Origin of the sequence: Nocardia sp. NPDC058480, assembly GCF_042720495.1 — a bacterium.
GTDB lineage: Bacteria > Actinomycetota > Actinomycetes > Mycobacteriales > Mycobacteriaceae > Nocardia.
This window is the reverse complement of the sequence record NZ_JBHXMN010000014.1, coordinates 29,177-53,991: the sequence shown is the minus strand read 5'-3', so window position 1 is coordinate 53,991 and position 24,815 is coordinate 29,177. Positions and strand designations below refer to the sequence as shown.

Here is a 24,815-nt window from a genome sequence, read left to right as displayed (position 1 = left end):
GGAACGGGCGAATCGCCGCCCGGACGACGCAATGTGTCGGAATGTGTGGCGACCAGGAAGGCGTGAGCGTGGCGCACAAGGCGAGCGAAGAGATCGGGGCACGACCCGTTAAGGGCCGGCAGGGCCGGATCCTTCGGCGGGCCGGGCTGGCGGTGTCCTTGGGGATCACCGCGATGCTCGTCTCGGGCTGCTCGATCGACAATGTTTGGCTCCGATTCGGCTGGCCATCGGGTATCACCCCGCAGGCCACCCGGATGCGTGAGTTGTGGACCTGGTCGGTGCTGGCCGCGCTCGCCATGGGCGTGCTGGTCTGGGGCCTGACCTTCTGGACGGTCATCTTCCACCGCAAGCGCAAGAACTCCCCGGAGTTCCCGCGCCAGACCGGGTACAACGTGTCGCTCGAGCTGACCTACACGGCGATCCCGTTCGTGATCATCGCGGTGCTGTTCTACTTCACCGTGGTCGTGCAGAACTACGTGCACGAGAAGACCGACAACCCGGATGTCACCGTCGATGTGACCGCCTTCCAGTGGAACTGGAAGTTCGGCTACCGCAACATCAACAATGTCGGCGGTCTCACCTGGAACGGCATCGATACCGAGCGAGAGCTGCTGAACGAAGAGCAGCTCGCCGAGTACCGTGAGCTGAAGAACGACAAGGGTCACCCGCAGCCGGGTCCGTTGCACGGCAAGCCGGCCAACGACATCCTCTCGTACCTGCACTACGACAAGGTCGAGACCTTCGGCTCCAGCGAAGAGATTCCGGTCCTGGTGCTGCCGACCGGCAAGCGCATCGAGTTCCAGCTCGCCGCCGCCGACGTGATCCACGCCTTCTGGGTGCCGGAGTTCATGTTCAAGCGCGACGTGATGCCGAACCCGAAGGAAAACCAGTCCGACAACGTCTTCCAGATCTCGGAGATCGAGAAGGAAGGCGCGTTCGTCGGCCGCTGCGCCGAGATGTGCGGCACCTACCACTCGATGATGAACTTCGAGGTCCGCGCGGTCTCGCCGGAGAAGTACGCCAAGTACATGCAGGCGCGCATCGACGGCAAGACCAATGGTGAGGCGCTGGCATCGATCGGCGAGTCGCCGGTGGCCACCTCCACGTACCCCTTCAACACCAAGCGCGATATCAAGAGCGCTTCGGTGAACGAGAGCAAGTGAGGATTCTGATATGAGGATCGAAGCGCGGATCTTCGAACTGCTCACGGCCTTCTTCATCCTGGTTGGCATCGTCTACGGGTTCTTCACCGCGCAGTCGCGCACCGGCATCGAGTGGGCAGGCACCACCGCGATCGTGCTGACCGCGGGCCTGTCGCTGATCATCGGCACCTACTTCCGGTTCGTCGCGCGTCGCATCGACCTGCGGCCCGAGGACTACGAAGAGGCCGAGATCGTCGACGGCGCCGGTGACCTGGGCTTCTTCTCACCCGGCAGCTTCTGGCCCATCCTCCTGGCGGCCGCTGGTTCGGTCACCGCGCTGGGCCTGGCGTTCTTCCAGTTCTGGCTGATCGGTCTCGGCGTGGTGCTCGTGCTCGCCGCCGCAGCCGGCCTGGTGTTCGAGTACTACCTGGGTGCCGAAAAGCACTGAGTTACAAGTAAAGGAAGGCCCCCACCGGAATCCGGTGGGGGCCTTCCTTTTCGGCTGTCTAGACGCTGTAGCGCAGTGCCTGTTCCGAGCGGCAGATGTCGTCGATACCGGCGACGATCTCGCGCAGCTGCTCCGAGGGCAGGGCGGAGGGGCGCAGGCGGCAGGTGAAGGTGATCAGGCCGTAGTCGGCGGGGGTGAGGCCGCGGGCGGCGGCTTCGGCGCGCAGGTACTCCGAGCGCACGCCGTAGGTCATCGCGGAGATCACGGTGAAGCAGCCCGAGCGTTCGCGGTGAGCCGAGAACAGGTCGTGCAGGCCGTAGAAGACCGAACCGTAGTTGGCCAGTGGAGCGAACACGCCTACGCGGTACGCGGGGCCGCGCTCGGAGGAGTTGATCACGGTGTCGGCCAGGTACTCGGCGTCGCGCATGGTGAGGACCTTCGGCGCGAACATCAGCGCGCCCGCCGCCGCGTTGCGGACCGGCATGCCCGCCCGCCCGCCCGCGGCGGAGGCGATGGCGCCCAACGACTTGCGGGTCCGCGTGCCGACCTCGCGCCGGGCCCGCAGGCCGCGGGTGGGGGCGGTGGGGTACAGGCTCGACCACTGACCGAAGCGGACGGCACCGAGAGTCACCTGGCCGGTGCCGACGGGGCGCGCCACCTTCAGCGGTGCGGTATCGACCCAGCGGCCGACCTGGAGTGCCGCGCTGCCGGGGTTGGTGATCTCGTTGGTCGCGTGCTCGACGAAGGAGTCGAAGTCGAGGAAACGGTCGGCGTCGGTGGTGAGCATGGTGTGGTCTTTGTCGACCTCGACCACATCGAGGGTCAGCGCGGTGATGATGCCCGCGCGACCACCCGCGCCGAGGATGCGATGGAAACGCTCGGTGTGGTGGCCGCGCCCGCAGGTGCCGATCCGGCCGTCGGGGTCGACGTACTCGAGGTCGACGATCTGGTCGATGAACATGCCGTAGCGGTGCGAGGCGGTGCTCACCCCGCCGACGGAGGCGAAACCGCCCGCGGTGATGTCGCGATGATCGCCGACCACCGGCAGGCCGAGGCTGTGCGCGCCGAGGCGGCGGTCGATCTCGGACAGCTTCGCGCCCGCCTGCACGCGCACGGTGCGTCGACCCAGGTTGATGTCGAGCACCGAGTTCATCTTGCGCAGCGAGAGCACGCCGCGCTGATCGGTCAGACCATAGGACTCTTCGGTCTGTTCACCGCCGCGCACCGTCAACCGTTCCGACCGGCCGCGCGAATCACGCACAGTGCGAACGACATCCGCCGTATCGGTGGGGAGATATTCTTCGGAGATGACGGTTTGCGGCGTGCCCATGACCGCATAGCTAACCACAGGTGCGCGGTTCTTGCGCAGGGTACTTCGCACCTATTTCCGCGTGGGCGCGAGTTGCTTGGTGAACAGGACTTTTCCGGTCGCGTCGCACAAGTTGACGGTCATTTCTCCGGTGCGGCCGTCGATCTTCACCTCGCCGAAGTGCTGGTACTCCGGGTCCATCGGGGAGGTGTTGGGTGTGGGCGGCGCGTGGACATAGACCGCTTCGGGTCCGAAGGTGGGGTCGAGGGGGTTGGGGCCGAACGCGCCGGCGTTGAGCGGGCCCGAGACGAACTCCCAGAACTCGTCGAAGTCGGTGAAGGCGGCGCGGGTGGGGGAATAGTGGTGCGCGGCGGTGTAGTGGACGTCGGCGGTGAGCCAGACGACGTCGGCGACCTTGTTCGCCTTGATCGCCGAGAGCACCTGGGCGATCTCGGTCTCGCGGCCCGAGGGTGCGCCGGGGGCCGCGTTGGCGGGGCCTTCGAAGGCGGTCTTGCCGTCGGGGACGATGACGCCGAGCGGCAGGTCGGCGGCGACGATCTTCCAGGTGGCCTTGGAGTCCTTCAGGCCGTCGGTGAGCCACTTGGTCTGGGCGGCGCCCAGGATCTGGCCCTTGGCCGCGGTATTGGCGGTGTTGGCGTCCTTGTAGGCACGCATGTCGAGGACGAATACATCGAGCAGCGGGCCGTAGGAGATCTTGCGGTAGAGACGGCCGTCGACGGCTTCCTTGGGCTCCAAGGGCATCCACTCGTGGAAGGCCTGCCAGGACCGCGTCGCGAGGGTGTCCATGCTGCGTTCGGTGTAGCCCTTGTCGGCGGCCACCGTGCCGCCGGGGGACCAGTTGTTGGTGGTCTCGTGGTCGTCCCACTGGACGATCTGGGCGACGGCGGCGTTGAACCGGCGGTAGTTGTCGTCGGTGAGGTTGTAGGCGTAGTTGCCGCGGAACTGGTCGAGGGTTTCCGCGGGCGCGTTCTTCGCCTCGGCGGTGATGTTGCGCCAGATCCGGCCGTCGGGCAGCGTCACCGACTCCTTCAGCGCGTTGTCGGCGTAGATGCAGTCGCCGGAGTGCAGGAACAAGTGTGGGTCGCGAGCGGCCATGGCGGAGAACACCTTCATACCGCCGAGGTCGGGGTTGATCCCGAAACCCTGGCCCGCGACGTCACCGGACCACAGCAGCGAGATGTCGGCGGGCGCGGTCGGCGCCGTGCGGAACACGCCGGTGAGCGTCTCCGAGCTCGCGCCGCCCTCCCCGTCGAGGCGCACCCGGTAGTGCACGAGCTGCCCGGCGGGCAGACCGTTCACCCGCACCCGCCCGGTGCCGTCGGTAGCCGGGGTGAGCAGCGGCCCGGTGAATCGCTTGACGTCTGTGAACTTCTCGCTCGCCGACGTCTCCACCACCAGCGTCGCGGGCGTGTCCGACCGAGCCCAGATCAACGCACCATCACTACGCGGATCCCCGACCGCGACCCCGTGCGTGAGCGCGGGCCTGGCCCGCACCAGAGCGGGCCCATCATCACCACAGGCCACCAGGGCGGGAGCAGTCACCACACCGAGAGCGGTTGCGCGCAGCAGCGTGCGCCGAGACATCGCGAAATCCGAAACAGCCATGAACCTCACGGTGCGCCACCGGTCGGAACACGCGGTCGTTAGCAAGGCAACGGAACATGAACGATGCCGTACGACGGGCCGAACACGGTTGGCCCATCAGAGCTTGACTGCCATCTCCAAACCTCCTTCGAACGGCAGCGTTTGGGTGGTGAACCCATTGCCTGGATCATCGATGAAGTCGAACAGATCGCGGTAGCTCGGTGGGCGGTTCTCGGTGTTATCGACGATGACGACGGCGCCGCGGCGAAGGTGGGGTGCGATCAACTCGATCGCGGGACGGGCCATGACCGGCCAGATATCGATCAGGGCGAAATCGATGGGTTGATCGATGTGCTGAAGGGTTTCGCGGAGGTCGCCCTCCCGGAGGTCGACGTATCGGTCGAGGTCGGCGGAGGCGAGGTGTTCGCGCGCACCGGCGGCCTTGGCGGGTTCGTGTTCGGTGCCGATGACCACGCCGGGCTGTCCGTCTTCGGTGGCGACCAGGTGGATCGCCTGGGCGAGATAGAGGGTGGAGACGCCGTACGAAGTGCCCACTTCTACCGCGCATTTCGCGCGGAGGGCGAGGCAGAGGCGGTGGCAGAACAGTGCCTTGTCGTGGTCGAGAGCGACGAATTTGTCGGCGAGGAAGCGCGTGGCGTCGTTGTCGATCGTGCCTGGATCGAGCGCTTCGCCGCGTTCGGCGCGGGCGGTGAAATGGTCACCGATATCGACGATCTGGTCGGTGCTTCGCTGCTGCAGCTCGGCGATCAGCCGATCGAGGTGCGGGTTTCGCAGTTCGCTGTGTGTCACGGGGACAACCTTTCTTGCTGGAAATCTTTGCGCGGCACGGCGGCGGTGTTCGGGCGCGCGGCGGTTCCGCTGTCGTTCGGGGCGACCGGCCCCAGTCTGCGACCGCGGCGCGTTAATGTCAATGATGTGTGAACATCAAGCGCCTGGGTTATCGTGCAGGAGTGCCGGACCAGCTATCACCAGGGCGTCAGCGCCGAAGTCCGGTCGCCCGAGGCGGGCGGCCGACGCTCAACGCCGACCTGATCGCCGCGGCCATGCTCGAGTTGGCCGGGCGCGACGGGTTCCGTGCGGTGACGATGCAGGTCCTCGCCGAACATCTCGGGGTGACCGTGCGTGCGCTGTATCGCCATGTCCGGGACCGGCAGGATGTCGTCGACCGGGCGGTCGAACTCTGGCTGGCGAAATGGCCTGAGCCCGAACTCGATCCGGGCGATTGGCGGGCGAGCTTTGCCGAGTACTGCCGCCTGCGACGCGAAACGAACCGCGCGCATCCGCGTGCGCTGCTCTTCTCTCTCGATGAGCAAGTCGGCGATGTGCGCCTGCACCCGAGGCGCCTCACCGCGCCCGACGCCTTCCTCGGCTTCCTGACCGGCCTCGGCCTGAGCATGCCCGACGCGCTGTTCGTGCACCGCGACCTGACCCTGCGGCTGTACGCCTTCGCCCTGCTCGTCGACTACCGCCATGACCTCGGTCAGCCGGGTGTCGGCGACTCTCCGATGCCGAGGCGCTGGCTCGATCGCTTCCCCGATCTGGACGTGCCCCACCTGCGCGAAGCCATGGACGTTCCGCGCACCGACCCCGATGAAATGTTCGACCGCATGGTGGACGACATCGCCCACACCATCACCCGGCTCCGCGAGCGCTGAGCTGGGTGATGGGCTCCGCCTACAGCCCTGCCGCCGCGGCGGTTTCGGGGTACCAGCGGGTGCATTCGGCGCGGAGGGGGACGGCGGTGTGGAGTTGGCACAGGACTGCCAGGCCGCCGAGGAAGGAGCGGAGGATGGGGGTGTGGTCGGGGGGCATGGTCAGTTGGCGTAGGACGTTGGAGAGGCGGAGGTCGGTGGCCAGGCGGACTTGTTTGCGGAGCCAGGCGGAGGAGAGCGGGTAGGTGGGGGCGAGGAGGGCTTCGCGGGCCGGTTGGAGACGGGCGGCGACGGTGGCGATGTCGAGGTCGCGGTCGGGGGCCACGAACCCGTGGCGGCGCATGGCGGCCTCGAGGTCGGCGGGGGAGTCGGCGATGACGGCGGCGCCGACGTCGCCGGCTACGTCGAGGAAGGTGGCGGGCCAGGGAGTGCAGGCGCCGAAGTCGACGACACCGAGGCGGCCGTCGGGCATGCGCAGGAAGTTGCCGGGGTGTGGATCGCCGTAGACCATGGCGGCGCGGGCGGGGGCGGAGAACAGGAAGCGCATGATCAGCACGCCGAGGCGGTCGAGTTCGCCTGCGTTGCCGCGAATGATCAAGCGGGGCAGGGGAACACCGTCGAGCCATTCGGTGACCAGGACGTCGCCGCGCTGGGCGATCACCCGGCTCACCACGATATCGGGGTCGTCGGCGAAGGCGGTGGCGAAGGCACGCTGGTTGACGGCCTCACGGGCGTAGTCGAGTTCGTCGCGGATCTCGTCGCACAGCGCCTCCACCACCGGGCGGGTATCGGCGGCGGGCAGCAGTGCGGTGAACAGTGGGGTCGCGCGACGCAGGGCTTGCAGATCGGCGAGCACCGCGCGCCGGGAACCGGGGTACATGACCTTCACCGCGACCTGGGTGCCGTCGTGCCAGCGGGCGCGGTGGACCTGGCCGACCGAGGCGGCGGCGGCCGCGCGGTCCTCGAATTCGAGGAACAGTGAGCGCCAGTGCGGGCCCAGGTGGGCGGCGAGCTCCGCGTGGACCGCGCCGGGCAGCATCGCGGGTGCCGAATCGTGCAGTCGGGCAAGAGCTTGGCGGTACGGTTCGGCCAGGTCGGGAGCCAGTCCGAGTTCGAGTAGGCCGAGGAGCTGGCCCAGTTTCGCGACGCAGCCCTTGAGTTCGCCGAGCACCTGGAAGAGGTGTTCGGCGGTACGGACGCGGATGTCGCGGTCGACTTCGGCGGGGTCGCGGCCCGCGGCGCGTTTACCGAAGCCCGCGATGCGCCTGCCCGCGTAGGCGACCGGTACCGCGGCCAAGCGGGCGCCGCGTACCACCCGGCCGGTGGGTGGATTGCCGTCGCGAGGTGTCGCGCGCCGGGTGAACGGCATGACGCGACCCTCGTCGGATTCGCCTGCGGCCATGCCTACCTCGCTGTCCGCCGACGCCCGCCACCTCTGGTAGCCCACCCGCCCGTCGGCCATTGCCGCCAAAGATTACCAATCGGGTGTGCGGGTGTCCGGGCAACGACAGTCCAGCACAGCTGGTTCGCTCGAGGCCGGGCCGATAATCGGCGGCCCGATAGTCGAGCGCGACGCTCGACACGTGAGCTGATCGGCCCGTTCAGCGCTGGGTGGCTCTGGAAGTCCGGAATCGACCCAGGTTCCAGCAGGCGATCGCCCCTGTGTGTGTGCGGTCCGGCCGAGCGTGCTGACGTTGCGAGTCAGCTCATCGTGCGGCGCAACAGGGTTCGACTCAGCTCGCCTTGGTCTCGGGGATGCGGGTGGCGTCGATCTGATTGTCGGTGGGCGCGACGCCCTTCTTGAGGCTGTGCGCGTAAACGTCGACGTATTCCTGGCCGGTGAGGCGCATCAGTTCGTACATCACCTCGTCGGTGACGGCGCGTTCGACGAAGCGGTTGCCGCTCATGCCCTCGTAGCGCGAGAAATCAAGGGGCGCACCGAACTTCAGGGTGACCTTCTGACGACGCCACTTGAACGGTCCGGGCGGGCTCACCTTGTCGGTGCCGATCACCGCGACCGGGATCACCGGGACGCCGGTCTCGAGCGCGAGGCGTGCCATGCCGGTCTTGCCCTTGTAGAGGCGGCCGTCGGGGGAGCGGGTGCCCTCGGGGTAGAGGCCGACGAGGCGGCCCTCGTCGAGGAGCTTGGTGGCCGCGGTGAGCGCGTCCTCGGCGGCCGAGGCGCCGCTGCGGTCGATCGGGTACTGGCCGGTGCCGCTGAAGAAGAACTTCTGCAGGCGGCCCTTGAATCCGGGGGTGGTGAAGTACTCGGCCTTGGCCAGGTAGTTGATCCGGCGCGGGCTCAGCAGGGGAGCGAAGAGCCAGTCGGAGAAGGAGAGGTGATTGCCCGCCATGATGGCCGGGCCGTCGGTCGGGATGTTCTCGACCCCTTCGACCTCGGGCCGGTTGTACACGTGCATGAACGGTCCCACGAGAACGAACTTGATCAGCCAGTAGAGCATGACGTCCTTTCCCCGGGGACCGGGATGGTCGTGTAGAGCCTCGTCGGAAAACGACTTTACCGCTGGTCGCAGGTCACAACCAACCCAGGACGGTAGCCGCTGTGCATGGATGTGACACTCATCTCCCGGTGCGGCCCGCGACCGGTGTGTCCAGCGCCGCCCTGGCCAATTCCGCGGCGCCGATCATGCCGGCGGCCTCGCCGAGCTGGGTGGTGCGCAGCCGGGCCAGCGGGCGGTGCCCCGCGCCGGTCACCGCGGCCGCGTAATGCTCGCGGGCCTCGTCGAGGAACAGCGGCGCCGAACTGCTCACCCCGCCGGCGATCACCACGAGGTCGGGATCGAACAGATCGCTGACGAAGGCGAGACCGAGGCCGAGCCAGCGGGCGAAGTCGGCCATCACCCGGACCGCGAGTTGGTCGCCGTCCTGGGCGGCGCCCGCGACCCGGCGGCCGGTGAGCGAGCCGGGATCACGGATCACCTCACGTGCCAGCGCCGAGCGCACGGGGTCGGTGGCGAGCATTTCGATGGCGGTTTCGGCCAGTGCCGTTCCGCTGCAGTAGCGCTCCCAGCAGCCGTGTTTACCGCAGGCGCAGGCGCGCCCCTCGGGGACGACCTGGAGGTGGCCGAGTTCGGGGGCGATGCCGTGGCTGCCGCGGTAGAGCCGACCGTCGATGAGCAGGGCGGCGCCGATACCGGTGCCGATCGCGACGAGCACCACCGTCTGCCCGCCCGCCGCCGCGCCGAAGCGGTACTCGGCCCAGCCCGCGGCGTTCGCGTCGTGCTCGAGGATCACCGGCAGGCCGAGGCGCGCGGTGAGTCGTTGGGCGACGGGGGCGTTCTGCCACGGCAGGTGCGGGGCGAACAGGACCGTCGATTGATCCGTCGAGATGAAACCGGCGACGGCCAGCCCGACCGCCGCGATCGGATGGCGCCGGGCCAGCTCGCGCACCGAGCGGTCGATGGCGTCCTCGAGCGCGCGCGCCGAATGCGGGGTCGCCGCCTGCACGGTGTCGAGCACCTCGCCCTCGGCGTCGACCACCGAGGCGCGAATGTTGGTGCCACCTACGTCGATGCCGACCGTGAGCAGGTGTTGAGGGTCGATCCGGCTGGTCATCCCCGGATCGTCACCGGAATGTCGACATATTGCGAGCGTGGCGCGCGGGGGGCCGATCGATCCTCGGGGGCGGGGCGGCGGCGCTGAGACGGATTGTCGGCGAAAGCGTCTGTGCCCGAAGCATTCGCGGCGGCACCGGTCCGGTCCGGTTCGGGCGTGATGTGCGGTGTCCGGGTGGCCCGCGGGGCGGTGTATTCGTCGACCCGGCGAGGGCGCGGAACGCCGGACTGATCCGCGTGGGTGGCGCCCCGGCGTGGGCTGGAACCCGGATCTTGCAGGCCCGTGGCAGCGTCCTGGCGTGGGGGCTGACCCGTGGGCTCGGTGGCTGGACCGTGCGCCGCTGCCGGGCCGTCGGTCGAATTCGGGTGTGCCGCAGCGTGTTCGGTCCACTCAGGAGGCAGGACCGGTTCGACGGGGATGCCCGCAAGGGCTTCGCGCAGGACCGTCACCATGGAGGTGCCGTGTTCGGCGAGGGCGGCGACGACGTCGTGGTGGTCGCCGCGCACCAGGGCCGCGGCCGCGCAGACCGGGCACCAGGCGCAGCCGCCCAGGTCAGCTCGGCCGTCGGCGGCGGTGCGGCGCAGCACCGGTTCGACCCGGGCCAGGAGGACTTCGGAGAGTAGGCGCAGCTCCTCGGTGAACTCGGCGAAGCCGTCGTGGCCGTGACGCTCGGACTGGGAGTCAGTGCTCATCTGCGGAGGCCTTCGTGTAGTTCGGATCGGCGGGCCACACCTGTGGGTCGGGCCGGAAGCGGACCACGAGGTGACCGGTATCGAGTTCGGCGCCCGCCACCGTGCAGCGTCGCAGCACCGGCGCGAGCCGTACGCGTGTGCGTACCCCGTCGGCTCCCACGATCAGATCGTCCTCCACTCGGCCCAGCCGCAAGGTGCCGGGATCGACCACCGGCAGCCGCATCCGCATCGCGTACACGGAGTCGACACCGGAGCCGGACTCCCATCGAACCATCGGTTCGCCCGATTCCGCGCCCTGAGCGTGCGCGGCGGGCAGCGTGTCGACCGAATGCGAGAACACCGCCAGCGAATTCACCCCCACCGGTTCGGCACCGGCGTGCTGGGCGATCAGGATCGGGACATCGGTGAGTTGTTCGTGTAGCCGGGCCACCACTTCGAGTTGCTCGGCGCGGCGGTTGAGGTACCAGTGCACGGCCGGGTGGGCGTTGTCGCCGGGCGGCGGCACCGGGGCGAGCACCTTGTTCACCACCACCGCGTCCATCCGCAGGCCGAGTAGCGCCGCCGCCGAACGCACCCGCCGTGCCTCGGCGACGGCGACCTGCTCGGGCCCGGTGATCAGGCGGGCGCTGGTGCGGGTGCGGTCGGCGAGGAGGTCGCGGACCTGTGTCACCGCCACCACGATCCGTTCGACCGCGGCCGCGAGCACCGCCTTGCGCAGGTCGAGGCCGATCGCGCTCATCGTGCGCGCGTGCTTGGGCCAGAGGCGTTCGAGGTAGTTGAGCATCGTGTCGGGTGCGGTGACGATGCGCAGCATGTCGGCCGAGGGCGGGCAGTCGACGACGATGACGTCCCAGTCGTTCTCCTCGGCGTACTGGGCGATCTCGACCAGCATCAACAGTTCCTGCACACCGGGCAGCCCGGTCAGCTCGGCCGGGTCGAGCGCCGCCAGATCGAAGCCGTGATCGTGGCCGCCGCCCTTGGCCAGCATCGCCACCACATCGCGGAAACGGTCCTCGAGCAGGGCGAGCGAGTCGATCTCGATCACCTCGATACCGGGTGCCACCCTGGCCACCCCGGCCACGGTGCCCGGATCGTGCGGGAAGCGGAAACCGAGCGCGTCGCCGAGCGAATGGGCCTGATCCAGCGAGGCGATCAGCACACGCTGACCCGAGCGGGCATAGGTCATGCTCGTCGCGCAGGCCAGCGTCGTCTTCCCGACACCACCCTTGCCGACGAACAACTCGACGCGGGTACCGCCCGGGGCGCTCAGCCTTCGACCCGCTTCTTCAGCTCGTTCAGCGCCGTGTCGGTGATGACCTTCTCGGCTTTGCGTTTGAACATGCCGATCATCGGGATGTTCAGGTCGACGGTGAGTTCGTAGACCACCTCGGTACCGCCACCGGGCCGGTCGAGCAGTTCGTAGCTGCCGTCCTGGGCCTTCTGCAGGTCACCGCTGAGCAGGCGCCAGGTCACAGCCTTGCCGTCGGCTCGCCAGGTGTAGGACAGCACATAGGTGTCTTTGACGACGCCCGCGTCGAGCACGAACCGGGCGGTGGCCGCGCGGCCATCGGCGTCACGCTCGATGACCTCGACCGACTTCGCCGCAGCGACCCACTCCGGGTAGGACTCCAGATCCGCGATGACGGCCATCACCTGCTGCGACGGTGCGTCGATCAGGATCGATCTCTGAGTCCGGTCGGCCATGGCAGCCAGTCCTCTTTCTGTGTTTATTGGCGGCTGGTGCCGCTGTTCTCGGTGTTTATCGGCGGCTGGCGCCGCGGTTCTCGGCGCTGAACTCCACCTCTTCCCTCCCTACGGGCACTCCTTCGTCGCACCCTTCGGTCAGTCCATCGGCGGAGGCGCGCCGAGAACGTGCATCGAGAACGTGCATCAAGGGGCGGCGGCGACCGGGGGGGCGACGCCTGCGGGTCGGCCGGCTTCGAGCCGTGCCTTGAGTTCGAATGCCATGTTCCGGCCCGCGACCCGGCGGGCCCGATTGGCCGCGGCCAGCGCGCGTGCCGACTTCGATTCGGCGGCGGTGGGTTCGGCGTGCAGGAAGTAGTGCAGGATCGCCCCCTCGGGGACGGCCTCGAGCCACACCTCCATGGTGCCGGTCAACGCGCCTGCCACCGTCCAGCGGATGCCTTTGTCGCCGCGATCCTCGCGCACGTCGAGGCGCAGGTCGGGCCACCAGCGGCGCCAGTTGTTCGCGGCGCTCAGCACGTCGGCGATCGCGGCGCCCGGTGCGGCGAGAAAGGTCTGATCTGCGACCTGGATACTGCTCACCAGGCTGAGCGTAGTGGACGCCACACCGGGCCCGGCCGGGGTGTCACCGCAGCAGTTCCCGCAAGCGGGTGCCCTGACGGTCCCAATGCCAGTTCTGCTCCACCCACGCCCGGCCCGCGGCGCCCATCTGGGCCGCCTTGTCCCGGTCGGTGAGCAGTTCGACGATGGCGTCGCTGATCTGCGAGACCGACCGGCCGTGCACCACGATGCCGGTCTCGCCCTCGCGCACGGTCTCGGGGGCGCCGCCGGAATCACCGGCCACGACCGGGACCCCGGTCGCCGATGCCTCGAGGAACACGATCCCGAGACCCTCGACGTCCAGGCCTGCCCCGCGCGTGCGGCACGGCATCGCGAACACGTCGGCGATCGTGTGATGGGCGGCCAGCTCACCCGAGGGCACCCGGCCGGTGAACACCACGTTGTCCTGCACGCCGAGCGCCTCGGCCAGCGCGCGCAGTCGCGGCTCGTACGGTCCGCCGCCCGCGATCACCAGCACCGCACCGTCGACGCGCTCGCGGATCTCGGCCATCGCCACGATCAGCATGTCCTGGCCCTTGCGCGGGACCAGCCGCGACAGGCACAGCACGGTCGGGCGCTCACCCAGGCCGTAGCGGGCGCGCAGCTCTGCCCTGGCGGCCTGGTCGGGCCGGAATTCGGTGGGGTCGACGCCCGGCGGCAGGTGCTCGAGCGCCGCGCGCGGACCGAAGGCCGAGGCGAAACGGCCACGGGTGTACTTGCTGACGTAGGTCACCACATCGGTGTGCTCGCCGATCGAACGCAGCACCTGCCGCGATCCGGGCAGCATCGACCAGCCGACCTCGTGACCGTGGGTGCTGGCCAGGATGCGCTCCGCACCCGCGCGCCGCAGCATCGGCGCCATCACTGCCAGGGGAGCGGCCGCGCCGAACCACACGGTGTCGCAGTCGTGTTCGCGCAGCAGCGCGCCCGCCCGCTTGATGACCGCGGGGGTCGGCAGCATCAGCGTGGTCGGATGACGCACCACCTGGAACTTTTGCGCCGCGTCGAACTTCTCGTGGCTGTCACCGCGCCAGCGCGGCGCGTACACCACCAGGTCCTCGGGCGGCAGCTGATTCGACAGTGCCTGCAGATACGACTGGATTCCGCCCGGCCGAGGCGGGAAATCGTTGGTAACCAGCAGAGTTCGGGCCATAAGAGAACAACCTAATCGGTCGGCTGAGGGGTGGGCAGACGTGGTCGGGCGCGCCTGCGCCCATCATGCAGCGTGACCGCGCAACCACGTCCGCCACCCGTCCAGCAGCTCGGCGCGCGAAGCCCCGAGCACGGCGGTGAACGCGGCGTCCTGTGCCGCCGGGGACTGCGGGCCGGTCGCCAGGCGCTTGTACAACGTGTTGAGCGTGCTCGTGCCGTAGCGATCGGCCAGGAACGCGCAGGTGCTCCACGCGCTTTCGTAGGCGTAGGCCGCGTCGACACCGGTGAAATCGGCGTCGGCGACGAGCTCGGTGGGCAGGGTGCCCGCGCGCAACCGGGTGGTCAGGGTGGGCGCGATCTGAGAGAACGCGGTGTCCTGATCGCGCTGAGCGACGTACTCGGCGAAGCCTTCCAGCATCCACAACGGTGCGCCGTCGGTGGTGGCGGCTCTGGTGGCGATGTGGGTGAGTTCGTGGCGGAGCAGGGTGGCCAGGCCCTCGTCGCCGACTCGCAGGCGCGCGTCGGGATTGAACACGATGCGCTGGTCGGTGGGCTGGGTGCCCGGGGCGTAGGACCCGGTGAGCGATACGGCGGCTACGTCGGCCCCGGTGGTGCCCGCGGATCTGGTCAGCGCCGTGAATTCGGCGGGCGTGCTCGCCACGACCACGACGGGCGCGCGGTTCCAGTCGGTGCCCCACACCGCGCTCACATCCGAAATGGCCTGGCCCAGTTGACCTTCGAGGACATCGAGGTCGGCGCGATGGCTGGGATGGGCCACCAGCAGTGCCTCGGACGCGGCACCTTCGGCGACTTCACGCACCAGGATCGGGCCATAGGGTTGCAGCTCGCGCCGCACCGGACTCAGGCGCGGATTGTCGATGCCCTCGGACATGCCGAGCACCTCGGCCTCGTCGGTTGCCAGCTGCAACGGCCCCGCGTTACGCGGCACCAGGATCAGCGCGACACACGCCCCGGTCAGCAGCGTGACCGAGGCGAGCGTGAAGCAGAATTCCAGGCGGCCATTCGACGAGAACCACGAACGCAGGCCCGAGCGGGGGGACGATTCGGTCACCGGTCTGGCTCAGTATCGCCGGGCCGAGTGGTACGGGGTGGTGTTGATCGGTGCGACAGCGACCGGCACACCGAACGTGGAGGCGTGCACCATCATTCCGTTGCCCGCGTAGATGCCGACGTGGGTGATGTCGGGATAGAACAGGATCACGTCGCCGGGCAGCAGCTCGTCCTTGGACACCGGCGTGCCGTAACCCGCCTGCTGGGAACTGGTGCGCGGCACACTCTTACCGACCTGCTTGAACGCCCACTGCACGAGACCGGAGCAGTCGAACTGGTCGGGCCCGGTGGCGCCCCAGACATACGGATCGCCGACGCGGGTGAGGGCGGCGGCCAGCGCGCTCGTGCCGCTGCCGGGAACCAGGCCCGCCAGCAGCGAATCGCGGTCGAAGCCGGGGGGGAACGGCGAACCGGCCAGCGTCGACTTGTCGCGGGCCGAGAGCTGGCTCCATGCCTCGACCACGGAGGTGGTCGAGGTGGCGAGGTCCTGGCGTTTGCGATCGACATCGGCGCGCACCGCGTCGGCGGCGGTGGTCGCGGCATGCGCGGCCTCGGCGGCCGTGCGGGCGACGGTGTCGGCCGCGGTGGCGGCGTCGGCGGCCTGTTTGAACTGGCGGACCGTGTCGGCGGTCTGCTGGGCGAGCACGTCCAGCGTCGACATCTTGTCCAGCAACTGCTGCGGTGAACCGCTCGACAGCACGGCGAACATGCTGTTGGTGCGCACGCCGGTATAGGCGGCCACGGCGGTGCGGTCGATCATCGGCTGGAACTTGCGCACTTCGGCGCGGGCGGCCTCGACGACCGCGGAGGTGGCGGCGACTCTGTCGTCGGCCTCGCGCTGTACCGCGAGCTTGGCGTCGAGATCGATCTGAGCGGTAAGAGCGAGTTGGTTGAGCTGCTCGGACTGGCGCGAGAGGTCGACCATCCGGGAGATCGCGTCGGTCGCGGTGGTCGGCAGGGCTACCGGGTCGGCGCCGGCGGGACCGGCGGTGTAGATCGCGCACACCAGCATCGCGGCGGACAGGGTTCCGGCGAAACCACGCGTAGCGTGCGCATTCCGGTGGTGTGCAGTCACAGTGCCCCGTGCCCCGTTCTCTCGTTGTCCCCCGATGCAGCGCAATACCTGAGCGGGATCTCCTCGTCAGCCGAGAAGGTCTCGATCAGGTTACGGAACTGCATGCATCTGTGTCCAGTAAAGCTACGTGCGCCGCTCAACCCAGTGGACGGCGCGTATGCCCGGACGATCGCTGCGACTACGGTGCGCCCTTCCCCGTGAACGACGCACCGTGCCCGGCTGGATCAGAAGCGGCGAGCACCCGCGAACGGCATCGACGACACCGGTGCGAGCTGGACCGGGGTGCCCGAGGTGGAGGCGTGCACGACGTTGCCGTCGCCCGCGTACATGCCGGAGTGGCCGCCGCCGTAGAACGACACCATGTCGCCGGGCTGCAGGTCATCGATCGAGACCGGGGTGCCCGCACCCAGCTGGGCGCCACTGGTGCGCGGAATGTCCATGCCGGCCTGGGCGTAGGCCCACTGGATCAGACCCGAGCAGTCGAAGGCGTTCGGGCCTGCGGCGCCGTAGACGTAGGGCGAGCCGATCTTGCTCAGCGCGGCATCGAGGGCGATGTCGGCGGCGGTGGCGCGCGGCGCGGTGAAAACCTGCGGCGCGGCCGGGATCTCGATACCGGGAATACCTTGGGGCAGCGGAATCTCGTTCGGCACCTCGAACGTGCCGATGCCGGGCACGGTCACCGGCGTGGCCGATGCCGGGGCGGCCGGCAGGAGGAACGCGCCGATGGTGGCAGCGCCGACGGCTCCGACGGCAACGGCACGCTGCGCCTGACGCTTGACGGTGTTGTTCGCCATGATGCGGAACTTCCAATCTGCCCCACGACGCCGTGTCCGTATGACGCGGCGGGCTTCGTCTCGCTCGGCCGTTTCCGGTCAGCGGGACTCCGTGAGGTCTCAAAAAGGTTACGAAGACATCACGGGGGTTTGTAAAGTCGGACATCGGTCCAAAGGGGATTTCGGGTGATATCACCGAGCAATGCGTGCGAGCTGGATCACACCCGATCACGAAACGATAACGCCAGGTCGCGTCGACTGGGATTTCGGAGTGCTACCGGCGCGTCGCCAATAAGGCTCGCAGGGCTGTTTTCGCTCCCCGAATCGGTGAACCCGCAGGTAGCACCTGCCCGTTGCGGGTGTCGACGGTTCGCCGGGCGGTCCGCCTCGCAGGCGGCGCGCCGTGAGCTGCGACGTGCGCAGAGCGGTAAGGCTGATTACCCATTGAAATCTGACGGACTCATGTGAATTTCATAAGTATGTGAGCCCGGTCACGATTGAGTTTGATCTCGGTCATTTTGTTCGCATCAGAACGAAAGCCTCGCGCCGAATTATCGGCGCCGAAGATCACGGACCCGCGTTGAGCCGGGGCGGGGGACGAGTCGCCGAGTGGATCTGTGTGCTCGCCGCTTGGCGGTAAAGCCGTTGTGGCGGTTAGGGTACGGCCGAATATTCGCAGTTCGAAGGGGGCGCGGGTGGCCGACGACCAGGTTTTGACCGACATGCTGACGATGCTCGATCGCAGTCCGACGGTGCTCGCGCTGCGCGTGTGCGTCATCGAGCTGCTGATCGAGCGGCAGCGCTATGCCGACGCGCTCGCCCACTGTGGCACCGCGCTCGGCCACGATCCGGGGAATGCCCAGGTCCTGGGGTTGATGATGCGTTGCACGACGGCGTTGTCCGGTGGATCTCCCACGCCGGGCGTCGCCCCTGCGCCCTTGCCCGACACCTCCACCCCCGGCTCCGCCGTCGCACCCTCCTCGGCGCAGTCGGACTTCGACTGGGCCGCGGCCGAGGACGAAGTCGGCGACATCATCGAACCGGCATTCGTACACGGCGTCCCCACCGAGTTCGTCACCGACGATGACGCCGCCACCGTCGAGCGCCCGACCCTGCGCCTGGCCGATGTCGGCGGCATGTCCGAGGTGAAACAGCAGCTCGACCTCACCCTGCTCGGCCCGCTGCGCAATCCGGAACTGGCCAAGGCATTCGGCACCTCGGCGCGCGGTGGCTTGCTGCTCTACGGCCCGCCCGGCTGCGGCAAGACCTTCATCGCCTCGGCGGTCGCGGGCGAACTCGGCGCCAACTTCTACCCGATCGAGATCACCGACATCCTCGACATCTACACCGGCGCCAGCGAACGCAATGTGCACAGCATCTTCGAGATGGCCCGTCGCAACGCCCCCTGCGTGCTGTTCCTCGACGAGGTCGACGCGCTCGGCCACAAGCGCAGTCAGATGCAAGCCTCGGCGACCATGCGCACGGTCGTGAACCAACTGCTCACCGAAATGGATTCCGCCACCCACAGCAATGAAGGGGTGTTCGTGCTCGGCGCGACCAACCACCCGTGGGATGTCGACGTCGCGCTGCGCAGGCCGGGCCGCTTCGACCGGATGGTCTTCGTCGGTCTGCCCGATCTCGCCGCCCGCGCGTCGATCCTGCACTACCACCTGCGCGACCGCCCCGTGGCGGGCATCGACCTCAACGCCCTCGCCGCCCACACCGACGGCCTCTCCGGCGCCGACCTCGCCCACGTGTGCACCTCGGCCACCCAGCTGGCCATGGCCGACTCGATGCGCTCGGGTGAAGTACGCCCGATCGGCATGGCGGACGTGCGGGCGGCGCTGGCCCAGATCCGGCCGAGCACCGGCGCCTGGTTCGAATCCGCCCGCAATGTGGTCGAATTCGCCAACGGTGACGGCAGCTACGACGAGCTGGCGCTGTACCTCAAACGCCAGAAGCGGCGCTGACACGAGCTTGTCGGACCCCCGTCCTACGCTGCTCGCCGTGCCCGATCCCCTTCCGCTCCCGGCTGCCGCTCGGCAGTTGGCCTTCGATGAGCTCGATACTCCGCTGTATGCCACCACTTTCGTCGTCGTCGACCTCGAAACGACCGGGACCAGCGCGGATCGGGACGCGATCACCGAGATCGGGGCGGTGAAGGTGCGTGGGGGTGAGGTGCTGGGGGAGTTCGCGACGTTGGTGAATCCGGGGTACGCGATTCCGCCCGCCATCGTGCAGATCACGGGGATCACCACGGCGATGGTGTACGACGCGCCACGGATCGAGGGGGTGTTGCCTGGGTTCTTCGAGTTCGCGGCGGGGGCGGTGCTGGTGGCGCACAACGCGCGATTCGACACCGCGTTTCTCAAAGCCGCCGCGGCGCGTCAGGACATTACGTGGCCCAATCCGCAGGTGTTGTGCACGGTGAAATTGGCGCGGCGGGTGCTCACGCGTGACGAGGCCCCGTCGGCGCGGCTCGGGGTGCTGGCGCAGATCCTCGGTGCGTCGACCACACCGACGCACCGCGCGCTCGATGACGCCCGCGCCACCGTCGACGTGCTGCACGCGCTGATCGGTCGGGTCGGCAATCAGGGCGTGCACAGCCTGACCGAGCTACTCGACTATCTGCCCGGCGTCACCGGAACCCAGCGCGCCAAGCGCACGTTCGCGACCGACCTGCCTGCCGCGCCCGGCGTCTATCTCTTCCGTGGACCGTCGGAGGAAGTCCTCTATATAGGGACGGCGGTGAATCTGCGCCGTCGCGTGCGCAACTACTTCACCGGCTCGGAAACCCGTGGCCGGATGAAAGAGATGGTGGCACTGGCGATTCGGGTCGACCATGTGGTGTGCGCGCACGGCCTCGAAGCGGGGGTCCGCGAGTTGCGGTTGCTCGCCGCGCACGCGCCGCCGTACAACCGTCGCTCGAAGTTCCCGAAGCGAGGGTGGTGGCTCACGTTGAGCGACGAGGCCTTCCCCCGGCTGGTCGCCGTGCGTACCCCGACCCGAACCGCGGTGGGGCCGTTCAATTCTCGCGTTGATGCTGTCGACGTGGCGGCCACGATCGCGGAGTTCGCTGGGATGCGAACCTGCGCCACCCGCCTCACCCGCACGGCGAAACACACCTGCCCACCCGCTGTCGTCGGCGGCTGCCCCGCCGCTCGAGATGGTGACCTGGACGCGGAGAGCTACGCCCCGGCTGTCGACGCGGTCCGTGCCCTGATCGCCGGCCGCGCCGACACCCTGCTCCGCGCGATGATCGATCGCATCGAAACACATTCCACCGCACAGCATTTCGAGGCGGCCGCCCGTCTGCGTGACCGCGCCGCGGCCGTCGCCACCAAACTCCACCGCACCCAGCGACTGGCCGCCCTGGCCCGCCTCGCGGAATTGATCATCGCCCTCCCCGACGGTGCGGGCGGATGGGAATTCTCCGTCATCCGCTACGGCCGCCTCGCCGCCGCGGGCACCGCCGCCCGCGGCACCCCACCGATGGCCGTCGTCGATCAGATTGTCGCCGCCGCCGAAACAGTGATCCCCGACCTCGGCGTCGCGTCGTCGGGTAGCGGGACCCAGCGCCCAGCAGCCGACTCCGCCACCGCGTCTGTAGAACCCACCGCCGCGTCCGCGAGCCCCGGCACCGCCATACCTGGCGCCGACGACATCCCACCCCTGCGTGGCGCCCCACCGGAGGAAGTCGGAGTAATCGCTCGCTGGCTCGCCAAACCGGGCGCGCGGATCGTGCGCACCAGCGACGGATACCACGAACCGCTGCACGGCGCCGGTCGCTGGGTGGGGTGGGCGCAGCTCGCTCGCGCGGCCGCGGCGACCAGGAGTGAGCAGGAGCAGTACCTGGCCGAGCGTTGACGAGCCGCTGGAACAACAGCCTCCGGCGGCTGGCCGAACGGGTGTGGAGTCCGTCCTGGATTATGGAACTCGACTCCGTGCACTGTGGCGCGGCGCAGGGATGAGGAGCAGCGGCGGATGTTCGTGAAGGTGTGCGGTCTGACCACCGAGGAGCAGATCGACTGGGCGGTCGAGCTCGGATACTCGGCGATCGGCGTCATGCTGACGACCAAGAGCAAGCGGTACCGCACCCCCGAACAGGCACGCGCCCTCGCCGATTACGCGCGCGGCCGCATCACCACCTTCGCCGTCGCCCTGCAGGCGAGCGAGGTCGCCGAGGTGGCCGACGCGTTCGACGTCGTGCAGCTCTACCAGTGGGCCGACCTGCCGAACCTGGCCTTCTGCTCGTCGAACCCGCCGGAACCGGGGCAGACCAGCGAATACTTCTTCTACGACGCCAGCGCGGGCTCCGGTGTCTTCGAGGAATTTCCCGACTGGGTGCGCGCGCAGCCGGGCCGGGTCGTGCTGGCGGGGGGCCTCGACCCGGACAACGTCGCCGATGTCATCGCCAGGCACCGGCCCTACGGTGTCGACGTGTCCAGTTCGGTGGAAACGGCACCCGGTGTGAAGAGTCGTGACCTGATGCGACGGTTCAAAGCGGCCACCGAGCGGCCCGAAGTTCTAGAGTGATCCCATGATTACCGCGATCGTGATGATCCAGGCGCAGAACTCTCGCATCCCCGAGACCGCGCAGGCCCTCGCCGACACCGAAGGTGTCGCCGAGGTGTACTCCTGCGCGGGCGACGTGGACCTGATCGCGATCGTGCGGGTCCGCGACCACGCGCGCATCGCCGAGGTGGTCACCGCGGGCATCGACAAGGTGGCGGGCGTGGTCCGCACCACCACCCACATCGCCTTCAAGTCCTATTCCAGCGCCGACGTGGAAGCCGGATTCTCGCTGGGGGAGTGAGCCCGCGGTTCAGTTCTCGTCGAGCACCTGGGTGAGTTCGGCCCAGCTCTGCAGCAACTTGGCCGCCGCCCCGCTGTCCACCGCGGCGGCGGCGCGCTCGAGCCCGCTGGTCAGCGCCGCGTCCAGGTCGAGATCGGCATCGCCGACCCCGCGGGAGAGGTCGTAGGCCACGATCGCCGCGGCCGAGTTCAACAGCACCGCATCACGAACAGCTCCGGCCGTCCCCGCGAAGACATCGCGCGCGACCTGGGCGTTGACCTGGGCATCCCCGCCGCGCAGGTCGTCCAGATCTACCCGGGCGATGCCGAGCCGCGTCGGATCGATCAGCGTGTGACGGATCCGCCCACCACTGACCACCCACACGTCGGTCTGATCCGAGGTGGTGATCTCGTCGAGCCCGTCCCGCCCACGCACTACCAGCGCACTCGCCCCGCGCGCCGCGAACACCCCGGCGATCACGGGCGCGAGATCGGCGAACGCGCACCCGATCAGCCCGGCCCGCGGCTGCGCCGGATTGGTCAGCGGCCCCAGCACGTTGAACACCGTCGGAATGCCGATCTCCTTGCGCGCGGCACCGGCGAAACGCAGCCCGGAGTGGAACAGCGGCGCGAAACAGAACCCGATCCCCACCTCGCGCACCGACCGCGCCACCGACTCGGGTCCGAGCGCGAGCTTGACCCCCAGCGCTTCGAGCACATCGGCCCCACCGGATTTCGACGACGCCGCCCGGTTCCCGTGCTTGACCACCGGTACCCCGGCCGCCGCCACGACCACCGAGGACATGGTCGAGATGTTCACCGACCCCGAACGATCGCCGCCGGTGCCGACGACATCGACCGCGTCGCCTTCGATATGAACCAGTCGCGCGTGCCCGAGCATCCCGGCCACCATGCCCGCCAGTTCGGTCGGCGTCGGGCCCTTGATCTTCATGGCGACGCCGAACGCCGCGATCTGGGCCGGAGTGGCGTTGTCGGTGAAGATCTCGTCGATCACCCAGGTGGTGTCGTCCGCGGCCAGGTCGCCACCGTCGGCGAGGGTTCCGAGCACCTGGGGCCAGCTGCGCACGCTCATCTGCTCTGCTTCTCCTTCGACGAGACCGTTGCGCCACTCTAGATCGGGCGCGCGGAGGTGGCACAAGGTCTTTTTGCGCCGTCGGGCAAGTTTACGGGGCGGTGCGGGGCGGTTGCAGCGCGTCCCAACCGTCGGCCACGCCGTCGTGGCGCTGCGCGAGTCCGGCCATCCGCGAGCGTTCCTGCGAACAGCTCAGCGGATCGAGCCGTTGCACCCGCTGCAAGATGACCGGAACCAGGTCCTGCCCGGGAGCGGCGGCCTCGGCGCGTTCGTATCCGTCGTACCCGGCGATCTCGCACGCGGCCTCGATCTGCCCGGCGGGTAGCCGCAGATGATGCCGCAACACCGCGTCGGCTTCCCGATCCAACTCACCGGCTCGGTCCAGCGCGGTCGAACAAGCCTCGACATCGTCGAAACTCGACGCGACCACGACAAGATCGTCACGCCTTGGATCCAACTCCCGCGCCGACCCACCGAACAGCCGCCGCCACATCCGCACCACGACCATCGCCGCCTCCTCGTTACGTGAGCGTTTGAGAACTATGTCAGGTCTGGGTGCGGCCGCGTGGGATCACCGCGACGTGCAGCGTTGCCTCGAACTGGACAAGTGACGCGGGCACTGGGTGTCGGTGGCGTCTGTCACACTCATCGATGATGAGCCGCCACACCACTTTCCGATACTGTCTCGACCCAACGGTCGAGCAGTCCCTCGTGCTCACCCGGCACGCCGGCGCGGCCCGGTTTGCGTTCAATCAAAGCCTCCATTTCGTGAAGACCGCCCTGACCCACCGCAAGATCTCTCCGGAGCACCCGGTCCCGTGGACCCGGTTCGATCTGATCAACGCATTCAACACATGGAAAAGGACCGAAGAAGCAGGGCGGGTCTTCGCTGTCGGCGCCAACGGAGTAGCCGAGGTTCAGGTAACCGGGTTGGTGTGGCGTACCCAGGTGTGTCAGCAAGTGTTCGAAGAAGCCGCTGTCGACTGTGGACGCGCGCTCGCTGCGTTCTCGGACTCCCGTACTGGCAAACGCGCAGGTAAACGAGTCCGCTTTCCCCACTTCAAAAAGAAGGAAAAGTGCGTCCCGGCGTTTCGGATCCGCAACAAGCACGTCAAGGGCGGGCGGGCGATGATCCGGGTCGGTGACAACAACGCCGCGCGGTCAGTGACCTTGCCCGGAATCGGTGACATCCGAGTCCGCGAGGACACCCGCCGACTTCGGCGACTGCTCGCCAAGGAGCGGGCGAAAGTCCTCTATGCCACTATCTCCTTCCGGGCAAGACGTTGGTGGATCAGCCTGGCACTCGAGGCTGCGGACTTACACGTGGCCCGCCGTCACCGGCCTCGGGAAAATGGCGATAGCCATGGTTGGGTGGGGGTCGACCGGGGGTTGACCACATTCGTGGTCGCTTCGACCGCCGACGGGACCGAAGTCGGCCGCATCGACACCGCGCCGAAACCACTGGCAGCCGGGCTGCGTAGGCAACGTCATCTGGCGAAATCGGTCTCACGAAAACCGAAGGGGTCACACAACCGTCGAGACGCCGCTGCTCGGCTGGCGCGACACCATCATCGAATCGCGAATGTCCGTCGTCATTTCGCCCATCAGGTCGCCAACAGGCTGGTCAAAACCCACGACCGTCTTGTTGTAGAAGATCTGAACGTGGTGGGAATGCTCGGAAACCACCGCCTGGCACGCGCGATCAGCGATGTCGGATGGGCAGACTTCGCCCGGCTACTGACCTACAAGCAGGCATGGCGAAGCGGTGCGGTCATGACCGCGGATCGTTGGTATCCGTCGAGCAAGCGGTGCTCGGCTTGCGGGAGAATCAACCGCGACCTGACATTGGCCGATCGGATGTTCTCCTGCGAGTGCGGGTTCAATGCCGATCGTGACCACAACGCGGCAATCAACCTTGCTCTCTGGCCGACGATCGAGCAGAACTTCTCACGACCCCCGGACCCCCGAGCAGGAGGCCGGGTTACCAAAGTCCGCCGACAGGACGGCGCTGACCGACGCTCAACGAGTGCCGGTGAAACCATCCTGGTAGACGCGGAAACCGACGTTCACCCCACGTTCGTGGCCTGAACCGACGACGCCCGAGAAGG

The 24,815-nt window shown here is 68.3% G+C and carries 24 protein-coding genes; 8 read left to right on the top strand and 16 right to left on the bottom strand.

Going from position 1 to position 24,815, the window contains the following annotated elements; genetic code table 11:
* Positions 1–173: 173 nt before the first annotated feature.
* Together ACFWO8_RS26240 and ACFWO8_RS26235 are read left to right on the top strand one after the other, a co-directional pair.
* A complete protein-coding gene (locus ACFWO8_RS26240; RefSeq protein ID WP_378964676.1) occupies positions 174–1,163 on the top strand; it encodes a cytochrome c oxidase subunit II in 990 nt (329 codons plus the stop codon).
* Positions 1,164–1,173: 10 nt separating this feature from the next.
* Positions 1,174–1,590 (top strand): cytochrome c oxidase subunit 4, encoded by a 417-nt coding sequence (locus tag ACFWO8_RS26235; RefSeq protein ID WP_101463622.1) that lies wholly within the window; start codon positions 1,174–1,176, stop codon positions 1,588–1,590.
* A gap of 58 nt (positions 1,591–1,648) precedes the next feature.
* Here ACFWO8_RS26235 and ACFWO8_RS26230 read toward each other — a convergent pair whose 3' ends face one another.
* The 3 genes from ACFWO8_RS26230 to ACFWO8_RS26220 form a co-directional block, all read right to left on the bottom strand.
* Positions 1,649–2,920 carry an FAD-binding oxidoreductase gene (locus ACFWO8_RS26230; protein ID WP_378964207.1) on the bottom strand — a complete coding sequence of 424 codons (1,272 nt, stop codon included), beginning with the start codon at positions 2,918–2,920 and terminating at the stop codon, positions 1,649–1,651.
* 51 nt (positions 2,921–2,971) lie between these two features.
* Positions 2,972–4,525 (bottom strand): alkaline phosphatase D family protein, encoded by a 1,554-nt coding sequence (locus ACFWO8_RS26225; RefSeq protein ID WP_378964200.1) that lies wholly within the window; start codon positions 4,523–4,525, stop codon positions 2,972–2,974.
* Between the two features lie 96 nt (positions 4,526–4,621).
* Complete coding sequence (locus tag ACFWO8_RS26220; RefSeq protein ID WP_378964195.1) at positions 4,622–5,314, bottom strand: O-methyltransferase; 693 nt, start codon at positions 5,312–5,314, stop codon at positions 4,622–4,624.
* Positions 5,315–5,475: 161 nt separating this feature from the next.
* Here ACFWO8_RS26220 and ACFWO8_RS26215 point away from each other — a divergent pair, with 161 nt between their 5' ends.
* Entirely contained in the window at positions 5,476–6,180 is a 705-nt protein-coding gene (locus ACFWO8_RS26215) for a TetR/AcrR family transcriptional regulator (protein ID WP_378964189.1), read from the top strand.
* A gap of 19 nt (positions 6,181–6,199) precedes the next feature.
* Here the strand turns inward: ACFWO8_RS26215 and ACFWO8_RS26210 are convergent, their stop codons facing one another.
* The 11 genes from ACFWO8_RS26210 to ACFWO8_RS26160 all read right to left on the bottom strand — a co-directional run bounded on the left by ACFWO8_RS26210 (position 6,200) and on the right by ACFWO8_RS26160 (position 16,841).
* A complete protein-coding gene (locus ACFWO8_RS26210; RefSeq protein ID WP_378964185.1) occupies positions 6,200–7,579 on the bottom strand; it encodes an ABC1 kinase family protein in 1,380 nt (459 codons plus the stop codon).
* Positions 7,580–7,910: 331 nt separating this feature from the next.
* Entirely contained in the window at positions 7,911–8,639 is a 729-nt protein-coding gene (locus ACFWO8_RS26205; RefSeq protein ID WP_378964176.1) for a lysophospholipid acyltransferase family protein, read from the bottom strand.
* A gap of 118 nt (positions 8,640–8,757) precedes the next feature.
* Positions 8,758–9,753, bottom strand: a complete 996-nt coding sequence (locus ACFWO8_RS26200; protein ID WP_378964171.1) for an ROK family protein — start codon at positions 9,751–9,753, stop codon at positions 8,758–8,760.
* Positions 9,750–10,445, bottom strand: a complete 696-nt coding sequence (locus ACFWO8_RS26195) for a hypothetical protein (protein ID WP_378964167.1) — start codon at positions 10,443–10,445, stop codon at positions 9,750–9,752. Before ACFWO8_RS26195 ends, ACFWO8_RS26200 begins: the two co-directional genes overlap by 4 nt.
* Positions 10,435–11,685, bottom strand: coding sequence for an ArsA family ATPase (locus ACFWO8_RS26190; RefSeq protein WP_378964164.1), 1,251 nt, complete (start codon positions 11,683–11,685; stop codon positions 10,435–10,437). Before ACFWO8_RS26190 ends, ACFWO8_RS26195 begins: the two co-directional genes overlap by 11 nt.
* Before the next feature lie 26 nt (positions 11,686–11,711).
* Positions 11,712–12,149: an SRPBCC family protein gene (locus tag ACFWO8_RS26185; protein WP_378964161.1), complete on the bottom strand. Its 438-nt coding sequence runs from the start codon at positions 12,147–12,149 to the stop codon at positions 11,712–11,714.
* Between the two features lie 186 nt (positions 12,150–12,335).
* A complete protein-coding gene (locus ACFWO8_RS26180; RefSeq protein WP_378964156.1) occupies positions 12,336–12,731 on the bottom strand; it encodes a polyketide cyclase / dehydrase and lipid transport in 396 nt (131 codons plus the stop codon).
* Positions 12,732–12,774: 43 nt separating this feature from the next.
* Positions 12,775–13,902: a glycosyltransferase family 4 protein gene (locus tag ACFWO8_RS26175; RefSeq protein WP_378964151.1), complete on the bottom strand. Its 1,128-nt coding sequence runs from the start codon at positions 13,900–13,902 to the stop codon at positions 12,775–12,777.
* 63 nt (positions 13,903–13,965) lie between these two features.
* A complete protein-coding gene (locus ACFWO8_RS26170) occupies positions 13,966–14,973 on the bottom strand; it encodes a peptidase MA family metallohydrolase (RefSeq protein ID WP_378964146.1) in 1,008 nt (335 codons plus the stop codon).
* A 9-nt stretch (positions 14,974–14,982) separates the two neighbouring features.
* Positions 14,983–16,047, bottom strand: coding sequence for an NlpC/P60 family protein (locus ACFWO8_RS26165; RefSeq protein WP_378964140.1), 1,065 nt, complete (start codon positions 16,045–16,047; stop codon positions 14,983–14,985).
* A 224-nt stretch (positions 16,048–16,271) separates the two neighbouring features.
* A complete protein-coding gene (locus ACFWO8_RS26160) occupies positions 16,272–16,841 on the bottom strand; it encodes a C40 family peptidase (protein ID WP_378964133.1) in 570 nt (189 codons plus the stop codon).
* Positions 16,842–17,515: 674 nt separating this feature from the next.
* On the opposite strand from ACFWO8_RS26160, the gene ACFWO8_RS26155 reads away from it, so the two are divergent.
* From ACFWO8_RS26155 to ACFWO8_RS26140, 4 genes are all read left to right on the top strand, one after another.
* Positions 17,516–18,790, top strand: a complete 1,275-nt coding sequence (locus ACFWO8_RS26155) for an ATP-binding protein (protein ID WP_378964124.1) — start codon at positions 17,516–17,518, stop codon at positions 18,788–18,790.
* A 37-nt stretch (positions 18,791–18,827) separates the two neighbouring features.
* Positions 18,828–20,687: a DEDD exonuclease domain-containing protein gene (locus ACFWO8_RS26150; RefSeq protein WP_378964120.1), complete on the top strand. Its 1,860-nt coding sequence runs from the start codon at positions 18,828–18,830 to the stop codon at positions 20,685–20,687.
* A gap of 117 nt (positions 20,688–20,804) precedes the next feature.
* On the top strand, positions 20,805–21,356 hold the full coding sequence (locus ACFWO8_RS26145) for a hypothetical protein (protein WP_378964115.1): 552 nt from the start codon (positions 20,805–20,807) through the stop codon (positions 21,354–21,356).
* Positions 21,357–21,360: 4 nt separating this feature from the next.
* Positions 21,361–21,636, top strand: a complete 276-nt coding sequence (locus tag ACFWO8_RS26140; RefSeq protein WP_378964112.1) for an Lrp/AsnC family transcriptional regulator — start codon at positions 21,361–21,363, stop codon at positions 21,634–21,636.
* A gap of 9 nt (positions 21,637–21,645) precedes the next feature.
* Here the strand turns inward: ACFWO8_RS26140 and trpD are convergent, their stop codons facing one another.
* Together trpD and ACFWO8_RS26130 are read right to left on the bottom strand one after the other, a co-directional pair.
* Positions 21,646–22,707 carry an anthranilate phosphoribosyltransferase gene (gene trpD, locus ACFWO8_RS26135; protein ID WP_378964106.1) on the bottom strand — a complete coding sequence of 354 codons (1,062 nt, stop codon included), beginning with the start codon at positions 22,705–22,707 and terminating at the stop codon, positions 21,646–21,648.
* 91 nt (positions 22,708–22,798) lie between these two features.
* A complete protein-coding gene (locus tag ACFWO8_RS26130) occupies positions 22,799–23,215 on the bottom strand; it encodes a hypothetical protein (RefSeq protein WP_378964101.1) in 417 nt (138 codons plus the stop codon).
* Positions 23,216–23,358: 143 nt separating this feature from the next.
* On the opposite strand from ACFWO8_RS26130, the gene ACFWO8_RS26125 reads away from it, so the two are divergent.
* Positions 23,359–24,795 (top strand): RNA-guided endonuclease InsQ/TnpB family protein, encoded by a 1,437-nt coding sequence (locus ACFWO8_RS26125; protein WP_378964098.1) that lies wholly within the window; start codon positions 23,359–23,361, stop codon positions 24,793–24,795.
* Positions 24,796–24,815: the final 20 nt, after the last annotated feature.